Source organism: Pseudomonas sp. 8(2025), from assembly GCF_052665325.1.
Map to the genome: position 1 here is coordinate 180,672 of NZ_JBQOIE010000014.1, position 16,842 is coordinate 197,513.

Sequence of the window (16,842 nt, forward strand, 5' to 3'; positions counted from 1 at the left end):
GCGATCCGCTGTCTACAACGATCTAACTTCTTGCGCGCAAGACACGAGGCACAGCATGCAAATCAAACTCGCCAACCCCCGTGGCTTCTGCGCCGGCGTGGACCGGGCGATCGAAATCGTCAATCGCGCCCTGGAAGTCTTCGGGCCGCCGATCTACGTCCGGCATGAAGTGGTGCACAACAAATTTGTCGTCGAAGACCTGCGCAATCGTGGAGCGATCTTCGTCGAAGAGCTGGACCAGGTGCCGGATGATGTCATCGTCATCTTCAGCGCCCACGGTGTTTCCCAGGCCGTGCGCAGCGAGGCTGCAGGCCGTGGCCTCAAAGTGTTCGACGCCACCTGCCCGCTGGTGACCAAGGTGCATATCGAAGTGGCGCGCTACAGCCGCGACGGCCGTGAATGCATCCTGATCGGCCACGCCGGCCACCCCGAGGTCGAAGGCACCATGGGCCAATACGACGCCAGCAATGGCGGCGCCATCTACCTGGTGGAAGACGAAAAGGATGTGGCCGAATTGCAGGTGCGCAACCCCGAGCGCCTGGCATTCGTGACCCAGACCACCTTGTCCATGGATGACACCAGCCGGGTGATCGATGCCCTGCGTACACGTTTCCCGGCCATCGGCGGGCCGCGCAAGGATGACATCTGCTACGCCACGCAGAACCGTCAGGACGCGGTCAAGCAACTGGCCGACGAATGCGACGTGGTGCTGGTGGTCGGCAGCCCCAACAGCTCCAACTCCAACCGCCTGCGCGAGCTGGCCGAACGCATGGCCACCCCGGCCTACCTGATAGACGGTGCCGAAGACCTGCAGCGCAGCTGGTTCGATGGTGTGGAGCGCATCGGCATTACCGCCGGCGCCTCGGCCCCGGAAGTGCTGGTGCGTGGCGTGATCCAGCAACTGCAGGCCTGGGGTGCCACCGGCGCCGATGAGCTGGCCGGCCGCGAAGAAAACATCACCTTCTCCATGCCCAAAGAGCTGCGGGTTCGCTCGCTGCTCTGATCAGCCGACGCCTGCACACAAGGCCTGCTCGGCGTTTTCGCTGCGCAGGCTGACCCTCCCGCTACGTGACAGCACCACTTGATGGCGGCTGTACTCCTGGCCTGCCCGGCAGACATGGAGTGTTCCGGCCTGGAAGGCGCCACTGGGCAGCAGCGGATGGCCCAGGGCACTGAAGCGTACGAAGTGCTGCACCGGGCGATTGCCCACGATCAATACCTGCCCACTGCCTTGGCGCTCGATCAGTTGCGGGTTGCGTGCGTCCTGGGCGCCCTTGCCGCTGATATCCAGGATGATCCTCCAGCCCCGGCTCCAGTCGTCTTCCAGACCATGGATCAGGACCGTGCGCTGGTGCAGGATCGCTGCCGCCCGGGCGTTGCGCAGGCCACTGGCGAGCATCTGCGCGGCGTCCTGCTGGCGATTGGAGCGCAGCAGCTCACTCATGGCGCTACCGGAAAGCGGCAGCAGCAGGGCCAGCAGAACCAGTGCGGTCAGCAGTTCAATCAGGCTGAAGCCTTTCTCATGCATGGGGTCTCCCTCCCTGGGGACGACGGTTTCACGCAATCCGTGCGTGTTCATTGAGCAAATGGCCAAAGCGCCGGTCTATGGAGGGTCCGGGCGCTTGCCTGTTATAGCCGATGACGCTTCCAAGGCCGGCCATGAATTTGCATACAAAGGGTTTCACCTTGCTGGAATTGCTCGTCGCCCTGGCGATCGCGGCCCTTCTTCTGGGCCTGGTGGTGCCAGCCTATCGCACCACCGTGCAGCGAGTGCGTGCCGACACCGAGATCAATCAACTACGTCAGGCCCTGGCTTACGCACGGTTGGAAGCGATCAATCGCCGCCAGAGGGTCGGGATTCGCCCGGCTGTCAAGGACGCTCCCTGGAACGGCGAATTGATGGTGTATGCGGGGCAGGACCCCGGAGGCAATGTATTGCGGGTTGTTCCAGCCGTCAGTCCGGGCGCCACCCTGACGCTAACCTCAGATGAGCACAGCATCGATTTCAATCGCCTCGGCGGCTTGGCGGCCAGTGATGCGCTGCACATCGTCTATGGACTGGACCAGCAGCGGCGGGTGATCAGTGTCTGTCTCAATGGGCGGGTGATAGCAGCGGAGAACTGCGGATGAACGTGCGGGATGCACAGGGTGGCATGACCCTGATCGAGGTGCTGGTGGCGCTGTTGATACTGGCGGTGGGCCTGCTGGGTGCGGCGGCGGTGCAGATCAAGGCGCTGCAGTACACCGACAGCTCGCGGATGACCACCCAGGCCAGCTTTATCGCCTATGACATGCTCGACCGGATCCGCGCCAACGCCGCCGCCGACTACAGCGTGGCGATACCGGCCGAGGGCAACCCGGGCAATGTGCGGGATCAGGACCTGTACGACTTCGCCGCCAATATCGCGAGCTTCGCCGGCCCCAGCGGCAAGGGCAGCATCAGCGTCAAGCAGCATGTCTACACCATTCGCATCACCTGGGACGACTCCCGTGCCGAAGGCCGGGGGGGCAGCCTGCGTAGCCTGGAGCTCAGCAGCCGGGTTGCAGCGCAACCGGGAGGCTTGCCGTGAACCGGGCCGATAGTGGCTTCGGCCTGGTGGAGATGATGCTGGCACTGGCCTTGAGCCTGGTGCTGGTACTGGGGGTGGCCCAGGTATTCATTGCGGCGAAGAACACCTACCAGAGTCAGAGCGCTGCCGCCTACCTGCAGGAGGATGCACGCTTTGTCCTGAGCAAGATGCTTCAGGAAATCCGTATGGTGGGGCTGTTCGGTTGCCTGCGGACCATCAGTGATGCCAGTACGGCACGGGAGTTCTCGCACTATGCGGCCACGCCGATCCAATGGGACAACGCCGAGCAGAAACTGACCCTGATCACCGCCGATGTCGGGGACGATGGCGGAACACCGACCTGGAGCGTGGTCAGCGACTGCCAGCGCAGTGCCGTAGCCTATTCAGGCGCTCATCGAGGGGCCGGCGCTGAGCAGGTGTTCGCCCTGCGCCGGCTGTTCTACAGCCTGAAGAATCGCCAGTTGCTGCTGGGCAGCGGCCTTGGCAAGCAGCAAGCGGTGCTGCTGGACAACGTCGAAGCCTTTGATGTGAGTTTCGGCATGGCCCGTTCGACCAACGACATTGCCGCCTCCAGCTACAGTCGCAACCCGCTGGACCCGGACCGGATCCGCAGTGTGCGCTTGCGCCTGACCCTGGCCGACCCCCATGACCGCGTGCGCCCGCAGACCTACAGCGTGGTCGCGGCCCTGCGCAACAGGTTGCCCTGATGACGCGCTTGCCAGGTCAGGTGCCTCTCGGGCAGCGGGGCATGGCGTTGCTGGTCAGCCTGGTGTTCCTGTTGCTGCTGACCCTGATCGGGCTCTCGTCGCTGCAGAACGCCTCCCTGCAGGAAAAAATGGCTGCCAGCCTGACTCTGCACAACCGCGCATTTCAGGCCGCCGAAGCCGCGCTGCGGGTGGGGGAGAGTGCGGTGCAGCAGGATGATTTCCGCTTGCCGGTATGTGCCAGCCCTGCTCAGTGCGCGCCTCCCGCCGAATCAGCGCAGGTCAAGGCTCCTGGAGTCAATGCAGCTTCGGCGGTGCTGTGGATCGCTAGCGGCTCTGGCTTCTACGGGGTGCAGAACCTCGGTGTTTCACAGGATGCGGTGAATGTGCCGAGCAATACTCCGGCCACCTTGTATCGCGTGACCGCTGTCGGTCTGGCCGGGCAATCGCGCAGTGTGCTGGAGAGCATCTATGCCAAGTATTGATCGGGGCATGCGTCGGCCTGGCTGGCGAAGCCTGGGCGCGTTGCTGCTGAGTCTGTTGCCGGTACCTCTAGCCATGGCGTTCAACCCTGCCAGCACCCCGCTTCTTGGTGCCGCGGCGGTGGCGCCGAACGTGATGCTGGTGCTGGATGATTCCCTGGGCATGAACAGCATTGTCCATGCCCGGGAGTTCGATCCGCTGCTCGCCCGTGCTGCGGTCTGGCGCTGTGCCGGAGTGGGGGGCGAGTGTGCTCGGGGTGAGCGACTTGCAGGCCAGGCGATTGCCTTGTCCAGCCTCGGCGAGTCGGGGTGCCGGGCAGGCTTTCACAGCTTCCATGATCCCGAACGTGGGGTGCGCTGCCTGAAGCTGCCGGACCCGGTTGGGGCTGGAAATACGCTGTACTCCGCGGACTACCTGTCCTGGCTACTGGCGCAGGCCAAGGGACGGGAGCGAGACTTCACTGACGGCTCCATTCCCAACGACTACCGAATGAATGTGGCGCGGCGGCTGGCCACGGCCCTGGTGACCCGGTATCGCTGGCTACGCCTGGGGTTGGCCACCTTCAATCCGCCGGCCCCGGGTGATCCGGGCCCTGGGGGTTACATTGCCCGTCCCATCAGCGACCTGTCGGCCATTGAAGGCGCTGTGAGCCCGGCCCAGGCCGAGGCCAATTACCAGGCCCTGCTGGCGACAATCAATGGCCTCAAGGCCGGCGGTCGTACGCCGTTGGCGGAAACCTACTACGAGATTACTCGCTACCTGCGCGGCATGGTGCCGTACTACAACCTTTCACCGGCGCTCTACAGCAGTCCCATTCAATACCGTTGCCAGAAGAACTACGGGGTGGTGATCAGTGCCGGGGCAGCGGATCACGATACTCAGTTCCCGCTCAACGACCCTTTGGGGGCGGGGCGCCTGCCCAACTGGGATGGGATCGGCAACGACGGTAGCGAGCGTGATGGGCAGACCCTGTACCTCGATGACCTGGCCAAGTTCGCCTTCGATATCGACTTGCGTGGCCCAGGAGTGGATGAGGCCGGGAAAAGCTGGGCGGCGGTGGATTTCCCCCGTCAGTACCTGAATACCTTCACGGTGGGTTTCCAGGCACACAATCCTCTGCTGATGGGCGCTGCGGACTACGGTCGGGGTGAGTATTTCCAGGCCCGCAGCAACCTTGAGCGTGTGCTCGCAGGTGTTCTGGGCGAAGGCATAGCCAGTGCCGTGACTGCTGGCAGTGGTGTACTGGATGCCGCCAGTGGTCGTTATTACCAGAGCCAGTACGACCCGGTCGATTGGCATGGCACGATCCGCGCCTACGGCATCGACAATCAGGGCCGAGTGGCTGTCGGTTCGCCGTTGTGGAGCAGCGATAGTGACGTGGATGGTGCCGGCGCGGCGGTAATCCATGAGACCTGGAACACTGCCAGCCGGCGTCCGGTGAGCCTGGCCTACGGCAACTTGTCCACCGCTCAGCGTGGCGAACTTGAGCAGTCGTTGCCTGCAGGTGTCAGTGGCGCCGAGTTACTGCGCTGGAGCCAGGGCCGCTCCGTGAGCGGGCTCAGGGAGCGCCGCTATCAGTTGGGAGATATCGTCAATTCGCCGCTGGTGCTGGCAACTGCCGGGCAGCGCAGTGCTGTCGATGGGGCTGCCGGGGGCGACTACAGCCGTTACCTGGCACAGAAAGCCACGGCCATGGCGACGCGCTTGTTGGTGAACAGCAATGACGGGTTGTTCAATGTGCTGGACCCGGCCAGCGGGGAGCGCCTCTATGGCTACATGCCCTCCAGCGCGTTGGGTGCCCTGGCGCAGGTCGCCGATCCCGGTTATCGGCGGGGCGAGCGCCATCGCTATCTGGTGGATGGTCCCCTGGCGGTGTTCGATGGGCAGCGGGGCGGTGCCTGGCAAACCCTGGCCCTGGGGGGCGTCGGGGCGGGCGGCAAGAATTTCTTTGCGGTGCGTCTGTTCGACGCCGTGCACGGCAATACGCCTGGCGCCTTGTGGGAAATCGGCGCTCCTCCCGAGCCGGACCGCAATCATCCTTTCAATGACCTGGGGTATGCCTATGCCCGCCCACAGGTAGCACGCTTGGCCGATGGTCGCTGGGCGGCTTTCATCGGCAATGGCTACGGCAGCCATTCCGGGGTGGCAGCGCTGTATGTGGTGGACCTGAATGATGGCTCGCTGATTCGCGAGATCGCCATTGACGACCAGCCTGACAATGGCCTGTCGTCCGTCACCCTCAAGGTCAATGCACGCAATGAAGTGCAGGCGGCCTATGCGGGCGACCTCAAGGGGCGACTGTGGAAATTCGAGCTGTCCGGCAACGATAGCGCCAGCTGGCATCTGGCATTTGCCGGGCAGCCCTTGTTCCGCACCGCGGGAGGCGCCAGCCAGCCGATCAGCGCACCGCCGCGCCTGCTCGATCATCCCCGTGGTGGCCAATTGGTGCTGTTCGGTACGGGCAAGCTCAACGAGACCCGGGATAAGCAAAGCCGGGCGCGCCAGGGATTCTATGGCGTGTGGGACGCCGAGGGCGGTCCTGGGGGCATTGGCGAAAGTCAGTTGCAGGTGCAGCACCTTGAGGCCGGGTTCAGCGCGGCGGCCGGCAGTTTCCTGCGCAGCACCCTCAACGAGGTGCGTTATCCGGCGCAGCGCGGCTGGTACCTGCCCCTGGTACAAGGTGGCCTGGCAGCCGGCGAGCGGGTGCTCAACGAGGCGACCCTGGTGGCCGGCAGGGTGGTGTTCAGCACCCTGCAACTGGAGCCCGACGACCCTTGTTCGAGTGCCGGCAGTGGGAAATTGATCGAGCTGGAGGCGTTCAGCGGTAAGATGTTCGACGCTGCGGTGCTCGACACCAATGGCGACGGGGTCGTGGATGACCAGGACCAGCCCTCCAGCGGCGTGCGCTACGTCGGCACCGTGCCCAGCCTCGGCGGAGTTGCCAGCAATGGCGCCCGCAAGATCATCAATGACTCCAGGGGTGGCATCAGCACCCTGGTGGAAAGGCCCGGCGGTGGCAGCCGGCGCATCCTGTGGCGACAAATCCAGTAAGCGAGATTCTTGACCATGCGCAGATCCAACCAAGGTTTTACCCTGATCGAAATCATGATCGTGATTGCGATCATCGGTCTGGTCCTTACCTTGAGCCTTCCCAGCATCACCGAATACGTGAAAAAACCGCACCGCAGTGAAATCGCGGTACTGCTTACCGAGCAGGCACAGCAGCTTGAACGGCATTTCTCCAAGGCTGGGGTCTACAGCAACGCCCCGGACCTGAGCGCCGGCAATGAGTACTACAGCATTGCCGCAACCCTGACCGACACCGGCTTCTCCCTGACCGCGAGCCCGAAGGACGATGGGCTGATGGCGGCGGACAAGTGCGGCAGTTTCAGCATCGACCAGACCGGCGCGACCCGCATCAGCGGCCAGGCCGAAGGGCTGACCGCCAAGGATTGCTGGGGGCGCTGAGCACCTGATTCGGGCCGCGGCGCCCACTGTCTTTCTCATGATTGGATCGGACTATGGCTAAGCAACAGCAAGTGCTGGTGGTGGGCGGCGGGGTGATCGGCCTGCTCACCGCCTTCAATCTGGCGTCCCAGGGCCAGCAGGTACGGCTTCTGGAACGTTCGGACCTGGGGCGTGAATCGTCCTGGGCCGGTGGTGGGATCGTCTCGCCGCTTTACCCCTGGCGCTACAGCCCGGCGGTCACTGCCCTGGCGCACTGGTCGCAGGATTTCTACCCACAACTGGCCCAGCAACTGTTCAGTGCCACCGGTGTCGACCCGCAAGTGCATGTCACCGGCCTCTACTGGCTGGACCTGGAGGATGAAGCCCAGGCCCTGGAGTGGGCCAAGCGTGAAGGCCGGCCGCTGAGTGCTGTGGATATCTCGGCGGTGCATGACGCGGTGCCGGTGCTGGGCAATGGTTATCAACAGGCGATCTACATGGCCGATGTGGCCAACGTGCGCAACCCGCGCCTGGTCAAATCCCTGAAGGCGGCGTTACAGGCGTTGCCTAATGTGCAAATCGATGAGCAATGCACCGTCAGTGGTTTTATCCGCGAAGGCCAGCAAGTGGTGGGGGTCAATAGCTCGCTGGGCGAGGTTCGCGCTGATCAGGTGGTGCTTTGCGCGGGGGCCTGGAGTGGCGAACTGCTGGGCAGCCTGGGCCTGGAACTGCCGGTGGAGCCGGTGAAGGGGCAGATGATCCTCTACAAGTGTGCTGCCGACTTTCTGTCCTGCATGGTCCTGGCCAAGGGGCGCTATGCCATCCCGCGGCGCGATGGCCACATTCTGGTGGGCAGCACCCTGGAGCATGAAGGCTTCGACAAGACCCCGACCGTTTCGGCCCTGGAGAGCCTCAAGGCCTCCGCGGTCGAGCTGATTCCCGCCCTCGCCGAGGCCGAGGTGGTCGGGCACTGGGCCGGGCTGCGCCCGGGCTCTCCGGAAGGCATTCCCTACATCGGGCCGGTTCCGGGCTTTGCAGGCCTGTGGCTCAACTGCGGGCACTACCGCAATGGCCTGGTGTTAGCGCCGGCCTCCTGCCAGCTGTTCTGCGACCTGCTGCTGGGGAACCCGCCGATCATCGACCCGGCGCCTTATGCGCCTGAAGGTCGGATCTAGTCCAGCCCGAGCTTCTTCATGCGGTAACGCATCGAACGAAACGACAGGCTCAGCCGCCGGGCCGCCGCCGTGCGGTTCCAGCGGGTTTCCTCCAGGGCCTGGAGCAGCAGCTGGCGCTCCACCTGTTGCAGGTGCAGCGCCAGGTCTAGCTGGGTGGCCGCCGCCGATGATCGGGCTTCAAGGCTGTCGGCTCTGGGCAACTGCAGGTCGTCTGTTTCTATCCAGCGTCCTTCGCATAGGGTCTGCGCCCGTTCCAGCAGGTTTTCCAGCTCTCGCACGTTGCCCGGAAAGTCATAGCGCTCCAGGGCTTGCAGGGCTTCGGGACGTAGCTGGACGGCAGGCTGGCCGCTGTCCCTGGCCAGGCGCTGCAGGACGTGCCCGGCCAGTGCGGGGATGTCGCCACGGCGCTCGCGCAACGCCGGGACTCGCAACTCGATGACGTTCAGGCGGTAGTAGAGGTCCTGGCGAAAGCGTCCGGTCTCTACCTCGTTTTTCAGGTCCTTGTGGGTGGCACAGAGAATCCGCACGTCGACGGATTTTTCCTGTTGGCTGCCTACAGGGCGCACGGATTTTTCCTGCAAGGCTCGCAGCAGTTTTACTTGCATGGCCAGGGGCAGGTCGGCGACCTCATCAAGAAACAGGGTGCCGCCGTGGGCGGCCAGAAATAACCCGGGCTGATCGCTGACGGCGCCACTGAAGCTGCCTTTGCAATGGCCGAAGAGTTCACTCTCCATCAATTCGGAAGGAATCGCCCCGCAGTTGACCGGGACGAACGGGTATCGGGCCCTGGGGCCAAGCTGGTGGAGCAGACGGGCGACCCGTTCCTTGCCACTGCCGGATTCACCGCTGATATAGACCGCCGCCAGGCTGTGGGCCAGCTTGTCGATGTGGCGACGCAGGGCATTCATGGGCGCCGAGTCTCCCAGCAATTGCCGGGCTGGGTCCTCCGTTGCGCAGTCCGTGGCCTGCTTCAGGCTGGCACCTACCCAAGCGCGCAGTTGCTTGAGGTCCAGAGGCTTGTGCAGCAACTGGCAGGCTCCGGCCTGCAGGGCGCCCGCGCTGGCCTGTGCACAGGCGCCGTTGCTTAGCAGCGCCACAGGAAGGTTGGGGTGGGACTGGCGGATGTGCCGCAGCAGCTCCAGCCCGCTGCCGTCCGGTAGCTGCAGGTCGGTCAGGCACAGGTCAAAGCGCTCACGGGCCAGGCGGCCACGGGCTTCCTGCAGGGTGCGCGCACTTTGGGTGTGCAAGCGCATTCGGCCCAGAGTGATCTCCACAAGGGCGCGGGTTTCCGTGGCGTCATCGACCACCAGCACCGATTGCCGTGGGTTCATGGCGGCTGCAGTTTTCATCCGTGAGTGAGGAGCGGGCAACAGTGCTCGCCCGATGGGCGTGAACTCAAGTCTAGGCCCGACGGGGTAGCGGCGCAGGGGATGGGCCACTGGTCATCCTGCCGGGCGTCCTGAAGGTGCGCGTCGTCGGGACGTTGTGGTGCCCGTGGATGGGGGGCTACAGCGCTCTGCCCGAGAGCGAAACGGCGAGTGGGCGCCCACAGGCTATTTTGTCGCCAATTGTTCGGCCGGGGTTGGCACTTGGGCCTTCCCGTTCCTGAGTAGAGGTTCGAAGCCTGGGAGAGGCGAGGGAGGAAGGGGGCGACGAGCCGGTTCATGCGCTGACCAAGGCCTGGAATAGTCCGTGTCAGACGCCATTTTTCGCCCCCGAGTTCCTTGCCTCGGGTATCCGCAGTGGGCCTGGCGGCTCAGCGGTCCTGGTTTCCCGGCCCTTGTTGCAGGTGTGCCTGGCTGCAGTACCACTGTTGCGACTGGCTCAGGGCCCGGTCCTGGGGCAGGTGCACGCCGCAATGGGCGCAACGCACCATGGGCGTAGTGGCCGGTTCATTGGGGGCGCGAGGGGCGGCGGCAGGACGCTTGAACTTGCGCCAGAACCATACCGCGGCGGCAATCAGAGCGATCCAGAACAGTAGACGAACCATGGCAACCAGCTTTTTGAAGGGGGAGGGGGCAGTTTAGCCAAGCGCCCGTCGGGCGCACAGGCCCATCAGTGTGCGGGCATAAAAAAGGGAGACTTCAAGTCTCCCTTTCCGGCCTGCGGGGTGATCAGTCGAACACGCCGAAGGTCATGTAGCTGAACCAGGAGCGGTCGCTATTGTTGTTGCCGGCAGCCTCGTGCTCTTCTTCCTCGACCACGTCGCCGTTGCTGTCTTTAGGCTTGAGCTCGGACGGAATGGCGTCCTTGGCATCCTGGTACTGCTTCATCACGTCCTGGTTGGCGCGGGTTTCTCCCGGCGGCAGCGGTGGACGGGACTCGATCAGGCCCAGGGTGGCCTTGCTCAGCCACGAACGGTTGTCGGCTTCAGCCACGCGTGGCACGAACTGACCGTCCACCAGGCTTGGGTGGTTGGGGTAGTTGAGCTTGAGAGTTTCCAGGCTGGTGGCAGCCAGTTCGTCCAGGTGCAGGCGCTGGTAGGCCTCGGTCATCACCGCCAGGCCGTCGCCGACCGATGGGGTTTCCTGGAAGTTCTCCACTACGTAGCGGCCACGGTTGGCGGCGGCGACATAGGCCTGGCGGGTCAGGTAATAGTCGGCTACGTGGATCTCGTAGGCAGCCAGCAGGTTGCGCAGGTAGATCATGCGCTGCTTGGCGTCCGGCGCGTAGCGGCTGTTGGGGAAGCGGCTCGTCAGCTGGGCGAACTCGTTGTAGGAGTCGCGGGCGGCACCCGGGTCACGCTTGGTCATGTCCAGCGGCAGGAAGCGCGCCAGCAGGCCGACGTCCTGGTCGAACGAGGTCAGGCCCTTGAGGTAGTAGGCGTAGTCCACGTTCGGGTGCTGGGGGTGCAGGCGAATGAAGCGCTCGGCGGCGGACTTGGCGGCCTCCGGCTCGGCATTCTTGTAGTTGGCGTAGATCAGCTCGAGCTGTGCCTGATCGGCGTAGCGACCAAAGGGATAGCGCGATTCCAGGGCCTTGAGCTTGGCAGTGGCGCTGGTATAGCTGTGGTTGTCCAGGTCGGTCTGCGCCTGCTGGTACAACTCGACTTCGCTCAGGTTTTCGTCAACGACTTCCTTCGATGAGCAAGCAGCGGTCAGTGCGAGGATGGCGATCAGCAGCAGGTGTTTCACTTGCATGGCGGCTTGCGTCCCTATGACGGCCGCTGTCTTGGGCGGGGCCGTCCTGTTATGATGAGCGCCCCGTTGAAAGCCTCGGGGCAAAAGACGCCGTATTTAACCACAAGCGCGCAGCCGAAACCAAAGGCTGTGCCGACGCCCAGTCCGAGCATGTCCGATAAAATTGAACTTCGCGCAGAGGTGCCGTCCGAACTGGGCGGTCAACGCCTCGATCAAGTCGCCGCCCAACTATTCGCTGAGCATTCGCGCTCGCGCCTTTCCGCCTGGATCAAGGACGGCCGCCTGACTGTGGACGGAGCGGTCATCCGCCCGCGGGACATCGTGCACGGCGGCTCCATTCTTGAGCTGACTGCCGAGCAGGAGGCCCAGGGCGAGTGGATCGCCCAGGATATCGAGCTGGATATCGTCTATGAAGATGACGACATCCTGGTGATCAACAAGCCTGCGGGCCTGGTGGTGCACCCGGCTGCCGGCCATGCCGACGGCACCCTGCTCAATGCCCTGCTGCATCACATCCCGGACATTATCAATGTGCCGCGGGCCGGTATCGTCCACCGCCTGGACAAGGACACCACAGGACTGATGGTGGTGGCCAAGACCATCCAGGCGCAGACCCAACTGGTGGCCCAGCTGCAAAGCCGCAGTGTCAGCCGCATCTATGAATGCATCGTGATCGGCGTGGTAACCGCCGGGGGCAAGATCAACGCTCCGATCGGCCGTCATGGCCAGCAGCGCCAGCGCATGGCGGTGATGGAAGGCGGCAAGCAGGCCGTCAGCCACTACCGGGTCCTGGAACGTTTCCGTTCCCACACCCATGTGCGGGTCAAGCTGGAAACCGGTCGTACCCACCAGATCCGGGTGCACATGGCCCACATCAACTTCCCGCTGGTGGGTGATCCAGCCTACGGCGGCCGCTTCCGCATTCCGCCGGCGGCAAGCCAGACCATGGTCGACTCGCTGAAGAACTTCCCGCGCCAGGCCCTGCATGCACGCTTCCTGGAGCTGGATCATCCGACCACCGGTATCCGCATGAGCTGGGAATCGCCGCTGCCGGACGATTTCGTCTGGCTGCTGTCGCTGCTCAAGCAGGACCGTGAGGCGTTCATCGGATGAATGACTGGCTGATTCCCGACTGGCCCGCGCCGGCCGGAGTCAAAGCCTGTACTACCACCCGCGCTGGCGGCGTCAGCCTGACGCCGTTCGACAGCCTCAACCTGGGCGACCATGTCGACGATCAGCCGCAAGCAGTGGCCGAGAATCGCCGTCGCCTGAGCGAACACTTCGGCATCGCCCCGGCCTGGCTGCAACAGGTGCACGGGGTGGCCGTGGCCCACGCCGACCCTTCCATGGTCGCGACCGCGGACGCCAGTTGGTCCGCCACCCCGGGCGTTGCCTGTGCGGTGATGACGGCCGACTGCCTGCCGGCACTGTTCTGCAACCGTGCCGGAACCCGAGTCGCCGCGGCCCATGCCGGCTGGCGCGGGTTGGCGGCGGGCGTGCTGGAAGCCACCCTCGACAGCCTGCATACGCCCTGCGCCGAGGTGCTGGTGTGGCTGGGGCCGGCCATTGGCCCGCAGCGCTTTGAAGTGGGGCCCGAGGTGCGTGAAGCCTTCGTCGCCCAATTGCCGGCAGCCGAGCAGGCCTTTGTGCCGAGCGCCAATGCCGGGCGCTTCATGGCCGATATCTATCAGCTGGCGCGCCTGCGCCTGGCTGCCTGTGGTGTGACTGCCGTGTACGGTGGCGGCTACTGCACCGTCAGCGATCCCCGCTTCTTTTCCTACCGGCGCAGCCCGCGCACCGGGCGTTTTGCCTCCCTTATCTGGCTTGAGCACTAGACTAATCTGACTTGTGTCAAGCTGCTGACGCTTGAATCTCCCAGAATCGACCGCATCTAGTGAAACATCTGGCAGGTTTCTCTATTTAGGTGTGTCCATCGCTCCGGCCTGCTCAAAAGGAAGGTGACTAATGCGTATAGACCGATTAACCAGCAAATTGCAGCTGGCCTTATCCGATTCTCAATCTCTGGCGGTTGGCCTCGATCATCCGGCCATTGAACCGGCGCACCTGATGCAGGCGCTGCTGGAACAGCAGGGCGGCTCGATCAAGCCTCTGCTGATGCAGGTGGGCTTCGACGTCAACAGCCTGCGCAAGGAACTGAGCAAAGAGCTCGACCAGCTGCCGAAAATCCAGAACCCCACTGGCGACGTCAACATGTCCCAGGATCTGGCGCGCCTGCTCAACCAGGCCGACCGCCTGGCGCAGCAGAAAGGCGACCAGTTCATCTCCAGCGAGCTGGTGCTACTGGCCGCCATGGATGAGAACAGCAAACTCGGCAAATTGTTGCTGGACCAGGGCGTGAGCAAGAAAGCCCTGGAGAACGCCATCAACAACCTGCGTGGCGGTGAGGCGGTAAATGACGCCAACGTCGAAGAGTCGCGCCAGGCCCTGGACAAGTACACCGTCGACCTGACCAAGCGCGCCGAAGACGGCAAGCTTGATCCGGTAATCGGCCGTGACGACGAAATTCGCCGGACCATCCAGGTGCTGCAACGCCGGACCAAGAACAACCCGGTGCTGATTGGTGAACCAGGCGTGGGTAAGACCGCCATCGCCGAAGGCCTGGCCCAGCGGATCATCAACGGCGAAGTGCCCGATGGCCTCAAAGGCAAGCGCTTGCTGTCCCTGGACATGGGCGCCTTGATCGCCGGTGCCAAATACCGTGGCGAGTTCGAAGAACGCCTGAAATCCCTGCTTAATGAACTGTCGAAGCAGGAAGGGCAGATCATCCTGTTCATCGATGAGCTGCACACCATGGTCGGCGCTGGTAAAGGCGAAGGCTCGATGGATGCGGGCAATATGCTCAAGCCGGCCCTGGCCCGTGGCGAGCTGCACTGCGTGGGCGCCACCACGCTCAACGAATACCGCCAATATATAGAGAAGGACGCGGCCCTCGAGCGGCGCTTCCAGAAAGTGTTGGTGGATGAGCCGAGCGAGGAAGACACCATTGCTATCCTGCGTGGCCTGAAAGAGCGCTACGAGGTGCACCACAAGGTGGCGATCACCGACGGCGCGATCATTGCCGCGGCCAAGCTCAGCCATCGGTACATCACTGACCGGCAACTGCCGGACAAGGCCATCGACCTGATCGACGAGGCCGCCAGCCGCATCCGCATGGAGATCGACTCCAAGCCGGAAGTGCTGGACCGTCTGGAGCGGCGCCTGATTCAGCTCAAGGTCGAATCCCAGGCCCTGAAGAAAGAAGACGACGAGGCCGCGATCAAGCGCCTGGAAAAACTCCAGGAAGAGATTGTCCGCCTGGAGCGTGAATACGCTGACCTGGAAGAAGTCTGGACCTCGGAGAAAGCCGAAGTGCAGGGTTCTGCGCAGATCCAGCAGAAGATCGAGCAGTCGCGCCAGGAACTGGAAGCGGCGCGTCGTAAAGGCGATCTCAATCGCATGGCCGAGCTGCAGTACGGGGTGATCCCGGACCTGGAGCGCAGCCTGCAGATGGTCGACCAGCACGGCCACAGCGAGAACCAGTTGCTGCGCAGCAAGGTTACCGAGGAAGAGATTGCCGAAGTGGTGTCCAAGTGGACCGGCATTCCAGTGTCGAAAATGCTTGAAGGCGAGCGCGACAAGCTGCTGAAGATGGAAAGCCTGCTGCACGAGCGGGTGATTGGCCAGAACGAAGCCGTGGTGGCGGTGGCCAACGCTGTGCGCCGTTCCCGAGCCGGGTTGTCCGACCCGAACCGGCCCAGCGGCTCGTTCATGTTCCTCGGCCCGACCGGCGTGGGTAAGACCGAACTGTGCAAGGCCCTGGCGGAATTCCTCTTCGATACCGAAGAGGCCATGGTGCGGATCGACATGTCCGAGTTCATGGAGAAACATTCCGTGGCTCGCCTGATCGGTGCGCCACCAGGCTATGTCGGTTATGAAGAGGGCGGTTACCTGACGGAAGCCGTGCGTCGCAAGCCGTACTCGGTGATTCTGCTGGACGAAGTCGAGAAGGCGCACCCGGATGTGTTCAACATCCTGCTGCAGGTCCTGGAAGATGGCCGTCTGACGGACAGCCACGGGCGTACCGTGGATTTCCGCAATACGGTGATCGTCATGACCTCCAACCTGGGCTCGGCGCAGATCCAGGAGCTGGTAGGGGATCGCGAGGCACAACGTGCGGCGGTGATGGACGCGGTGTCCACCCACTTCCGGCCGGAGTTCATCAACCGGGTCGACGAAGTGGTGATCTTCGAGCCTCTGGCACGGGATCAGATCGCCGGCATCACGCAGATCCAGTTGGGTCGCCTGCGCAGTCGCCTGGCGGAGCGCGAGCTGAGCCTGGAACTGAGCGACGAGGCCTTGGACAAGCTGATCGCTGTGGGTTACGACCCGGTGTATGGCGCACGGCCGCTGAAACGGGCCATCCAGCGCTGGATCGAGAACCCGTTGGCGCAGTTGATCCTCTCCGGCGGTTTCCTGCCGGGAGCCACGGTTACCGCCTCGGTGCAGGACGACGAAATCGTCTTCGCCTGATCACTGATCGGTGGGTTTATAGAGGAGGCCTCGCATTGCGAGGCCTTTTTTTTCACTAGGGCGTTGAACTGTAAGGAAAAGGCTTGTAAAGTGCGCCCCGCAGTCAGTCACCCCCGAGGTTTTTTCTGATCAAGAAGAAACCGGCAATGAAGTCGCAAATCATTGTCTTAAAAGCAATTTAAGGGGTTGACAGGGGTTTTTAAGATTGTAAAATAGCGCGCCTCAGAGACATGAACGTAGCGATACGAACAAGTCGAAGAGGATGAAGTAAAAAGTTGTAACTTGAAATATGTAGTTCCGTGATAGCTCAGTCGGTAGAGCAAATGACTGTTAATCATTGGGTCCCAGGTTCGAGTCCTGGTCACGGAGCCAATTTCAAACCGGGGTATAGCGCAGTCCGGTAGCGCGCCTGCTTTGGGAGCAGGATGTCAGGAGTTCGAATCCCCTTACCCCGACCATTTTTGGGTCGTTAGCTCAGTTGGTAGAGCAGTTGGCTTTTAACCAATTGGTCGTAGGTTCGAATCCCACACGACCCACCATTTTTGAAACCAGTTAGCGCTGGAATCGAATCTTAAGAACAGAGGCCAAAAGCGCTGTTCGAAGAAGGCGCCTCTAGAAGGTGCCTTTTTTTTACCGGGGTATAGCGCAGTCCGGTAGCGCGCCTGCTTTGGGAGCAGGATGTCAGGAGTTCGAATCCCCTTACCCCGACCATTTTTGGGTCGTTAGCTCAGTTGGTAGAGCAGTTGGCTTTTAACCAATTGGTCGTAGGTTCGAATCCCACACGACCCACCAT

At 63.0% G+C, this 16,842-nt stretch carries 15 protein-coding genes and 5 tRNA genes; 16 read left to right on the forward strand and 4 right to left on the reverse strand.

Annotated features, from left to right (window positions below; translation table 11 throughout):
• Positions 1–55: 55 nt before the first annotated feature.
• Complete coding sequence (gene ispH, locus ACUXVH_RS24640) at positions 56–1,003, forward strand: 4-hydroxy-3-methylbut-2-enyl diphosphate reductase (RefSeq protein WP_011063546.1); 948 nt, start codon at positions 56–58, stop codon at positions 1,001–1,003.
• Here ispH and ACUXVH_RS24645 read toward each other — a convergent pair whose 3' ends face one another.
• Positions 1,004–1,528 (reverse strand): GspH/FimT family protein, encoded by a 525-nt coding sequence (locus ACUXVH_RS24645; protein WP_065363656.1) that lies wholly within the window; start codon positions 1,526–1,528, stop codon positions 1,004–1,006. It abuts the gene before it with no gap.
• A 131-nt stretch (positions 1,529–1,659) separates the two neighbouring features.
• On the opposite strand from ACUXVH_RS24645, the gene ACUXVH_RS24650 reads away from it, so the two are divergent.
• Genes ACUXVH_RS24650 through thiO form a run of 7 tightly spaced genes read left to right on the forward strand, consistent with a single transcriptional unit; the run spans position 1,660 to position 8,379 of the window.
• On the forward strand, positions 1,660–2,130 hold the full coding sequence (locus ACUXVH_RS24650) for a GspH/FimT family pseudopilin (protein WP_065364705.1): 471 nt from the start codon (positions 1,660–1,662) through the stop codon (positions 2,128–2,130).
• Positions 2,127–2,570, forward strand: a complete 444-nt coding sequence (pilV, locus tag ACUXVH_RS24655) for a type IV pilus modification protein PilV (RefSeq protein ID WP_065363657.1) — start codon at positions 2,127–2,129, stop codon at positions 2,568–2,570. Before ACUXVH_RS24650 ends, pilV begins: the two co-directional genes overlap by 4 nt.
• Positions 2,567–3,277, forward strand: coding sequence for a PilW family protein (locus tag ACUXVH_RS24660; protein ID WP_065363658.1), 711 nt, complete (start codon positions 2,567–2,569; stop codon positions 3,275–3,277). Before pilV ends, ACUXVH_RS24660 begins: the two co-directional genes overlap by 4 nt.
• Positions 3,277–3,759 (forward strand): pilus assembly PilX family protein, encoded by a 483-nt coding sequence (locus tag ACUXVH_RS24665; RefSeq protein WP_255313433.1) that lies wholly within the window; start codon positions 3,277–3,279, stop codon positions 3,757–3,759. Before ACUXVH_RS24660 ends, ACUXVH_RS24665 begins: the two co-directional genes overlap by 1 nt.
• On the forward strand, positions 3,746–6,808 hold the full coding sequence (locus tag ACUXVH_RS24670; RefSeq protein ID WP_065363660.1) for a pilus assembly protein: 3,063 nt from the start codon (positions 3,746–3,748) through the stop codon (positions 6,806–6,808). Before ACUXVH_RS24665 ends, ACUXVH_RS24670 begins: the two co-directional genes overlap by 14 nt.
• 15 nt (positions 6,809–6,823) lie before the next feature.
• The gene (locus tag ACUXVH_RS24675) at positions 6,824–7,225 is read left to right on the forward strand and encodes a type IV pilin protein (RefSeq protein ID WP_065363661.1); all 402 of its coding nucleotides are present in this window, start codon (positions 6,824–6,826) and stop codon (positions 7,223–7,225) included.
• A gap of 53 nt (positions 7,226–7,278) precedes the next feature.
• Positions 7,279–8,379, forward strand: a complete 1,101-nt coding sequence (thiO, locus tag ACUXVH_RS24680; RefSeq protein ID WP_065363662.1) for a glycine oxidase ThiO — start codon at positions 7,279–7,281, stop codon at positions 8,377–8,379.
• Here the strand turns inward: thiO and ACUXVH_RS24685 are convergent.
• The 3 genes from ACUXVH_RS24685 to ACUXVH_RS24695 form a co-directional block, all read right to left on the reverse strand.
• Positions 8,376–9,710, reverse strand: a complete 1,335-nt coding sequence (locus ACUXVH_RS24685; RefSeq protein WP_019094003.1) for a sigma-54-dependent transcriptional regulator — start codon at positions 9,708–9,710, stop codon at positions 8,376–8,378. The two genes, thiO and ACUXVH_RS24685, sit on opposite strands and share 4 nt — an antisense overlap.
• A 425-nt stretch (positions 9,711–10,135) precedes the next feature.
• Complete coding sequence (locus tag ACUXVH_RS24690) at positions 10,136–10,369, reverse strand: PP0621 family protein (RefSeq protein ID WP_011063537.1); 234 nt, start codon at positions 10,367–10,369, stop codon at positions 10,136–10,138.
• 124 nt (positions 10,370–10,493) lie between these two features.
• The gene (locus ACUXVH_RS24695; protein WP_011063536.1) at positions 10,494–11,519 is read right to left on the reverse strand and encodes an outer membrane protein assembly factor BamD; all 1,026 of its coding nucleotides are present in this window, start codon (positions 11,517–11,519) and stop codon (positions 10,494–10,496) included.
• Between the two features lie 150 nt (positions 11,520–11,669).
• On the opposite strand from ACUXVH_RS24695, the gene rluD reads away from it, so the two are divergent.
• The 8 genes from rluD (at position 11,670) to ACUXVH_RS24735 (ending at position 16,841) form a co-directional block, all read left to right on the forward strand.
• Complete coding sequence (gene rluD, locus ACUXVH_RS24700; RefSeq protein WP_011063535.1) at positions 11,670–12,632, forward strand: 23S rRNA pseudouridine(1911/1915/1917) synthase RluD; 963 nt, start codon at positions 11,670–11,672, stop codon at positions 12,630–12,632.
• The gene (gene pgeF, locus ACUXVH_RS24705) at positions 12,629–13,354 is read left to right on the forward strand and encodes a peptidoglycan editing factor PgeF (RefSeq protein ID WP_065363663.1); all 726 of its coding nucleotides are present in this window, start codon (positions 12,629–12,631) and stop codon (positions 13,352–13,354) included. The genes rluD and pgeF overlap by 4 nt, the downstream gene beginning before the upstream one ends.
• A 130-nt stretch (positions 13,355–13,484) precedes the next feature.
• Entirely contained in the window at positions 13,485–16,049 is a 2,565-nt protein-coding gene (gene clpB, locus ACUXVH_RS24710) for an ATP-dependent chaperone ClpB (protein WP_065363664.1), read from the forward strand.
• A 296-nt stretch (positions 16,050–16,345) separates the two neighbouring features.
• Positions 16,346–16,421 (forward strand) — tRNA-Asn (locus ACUXVH_RS24715).
• Positions 16,422–16,430: 9 nt separating this feature from the next.
• Positions 16,431–16,507 (forward strand) — tRNA-Pro (locus tag ACUXVH_RS24720).
• Positions 16,508–16,512: 5 nt separating this feature from the next.
• A tRNA-Lys gene (locus tag ACUXVH_RS24725) sits at positions 16,513–16,588 on the forward strand.
• Positions 16,589–16,683: 95 nt separating this feature from the next.
• Positions 16,684–16,760: transfer RNA gene (locus ACUXVH_RS24730), tRNA-Pro, on the forward strand.
• A 5-nt stretch (positions 16,761–16,765) separates the two neighbouring features.
• Positions 16,766–16,841, forward strand: a tRNA-Lys gene (locus tag ACUXVH_RS24735).
• Position 16,842 lies beyond the last annotated feature (1 nt).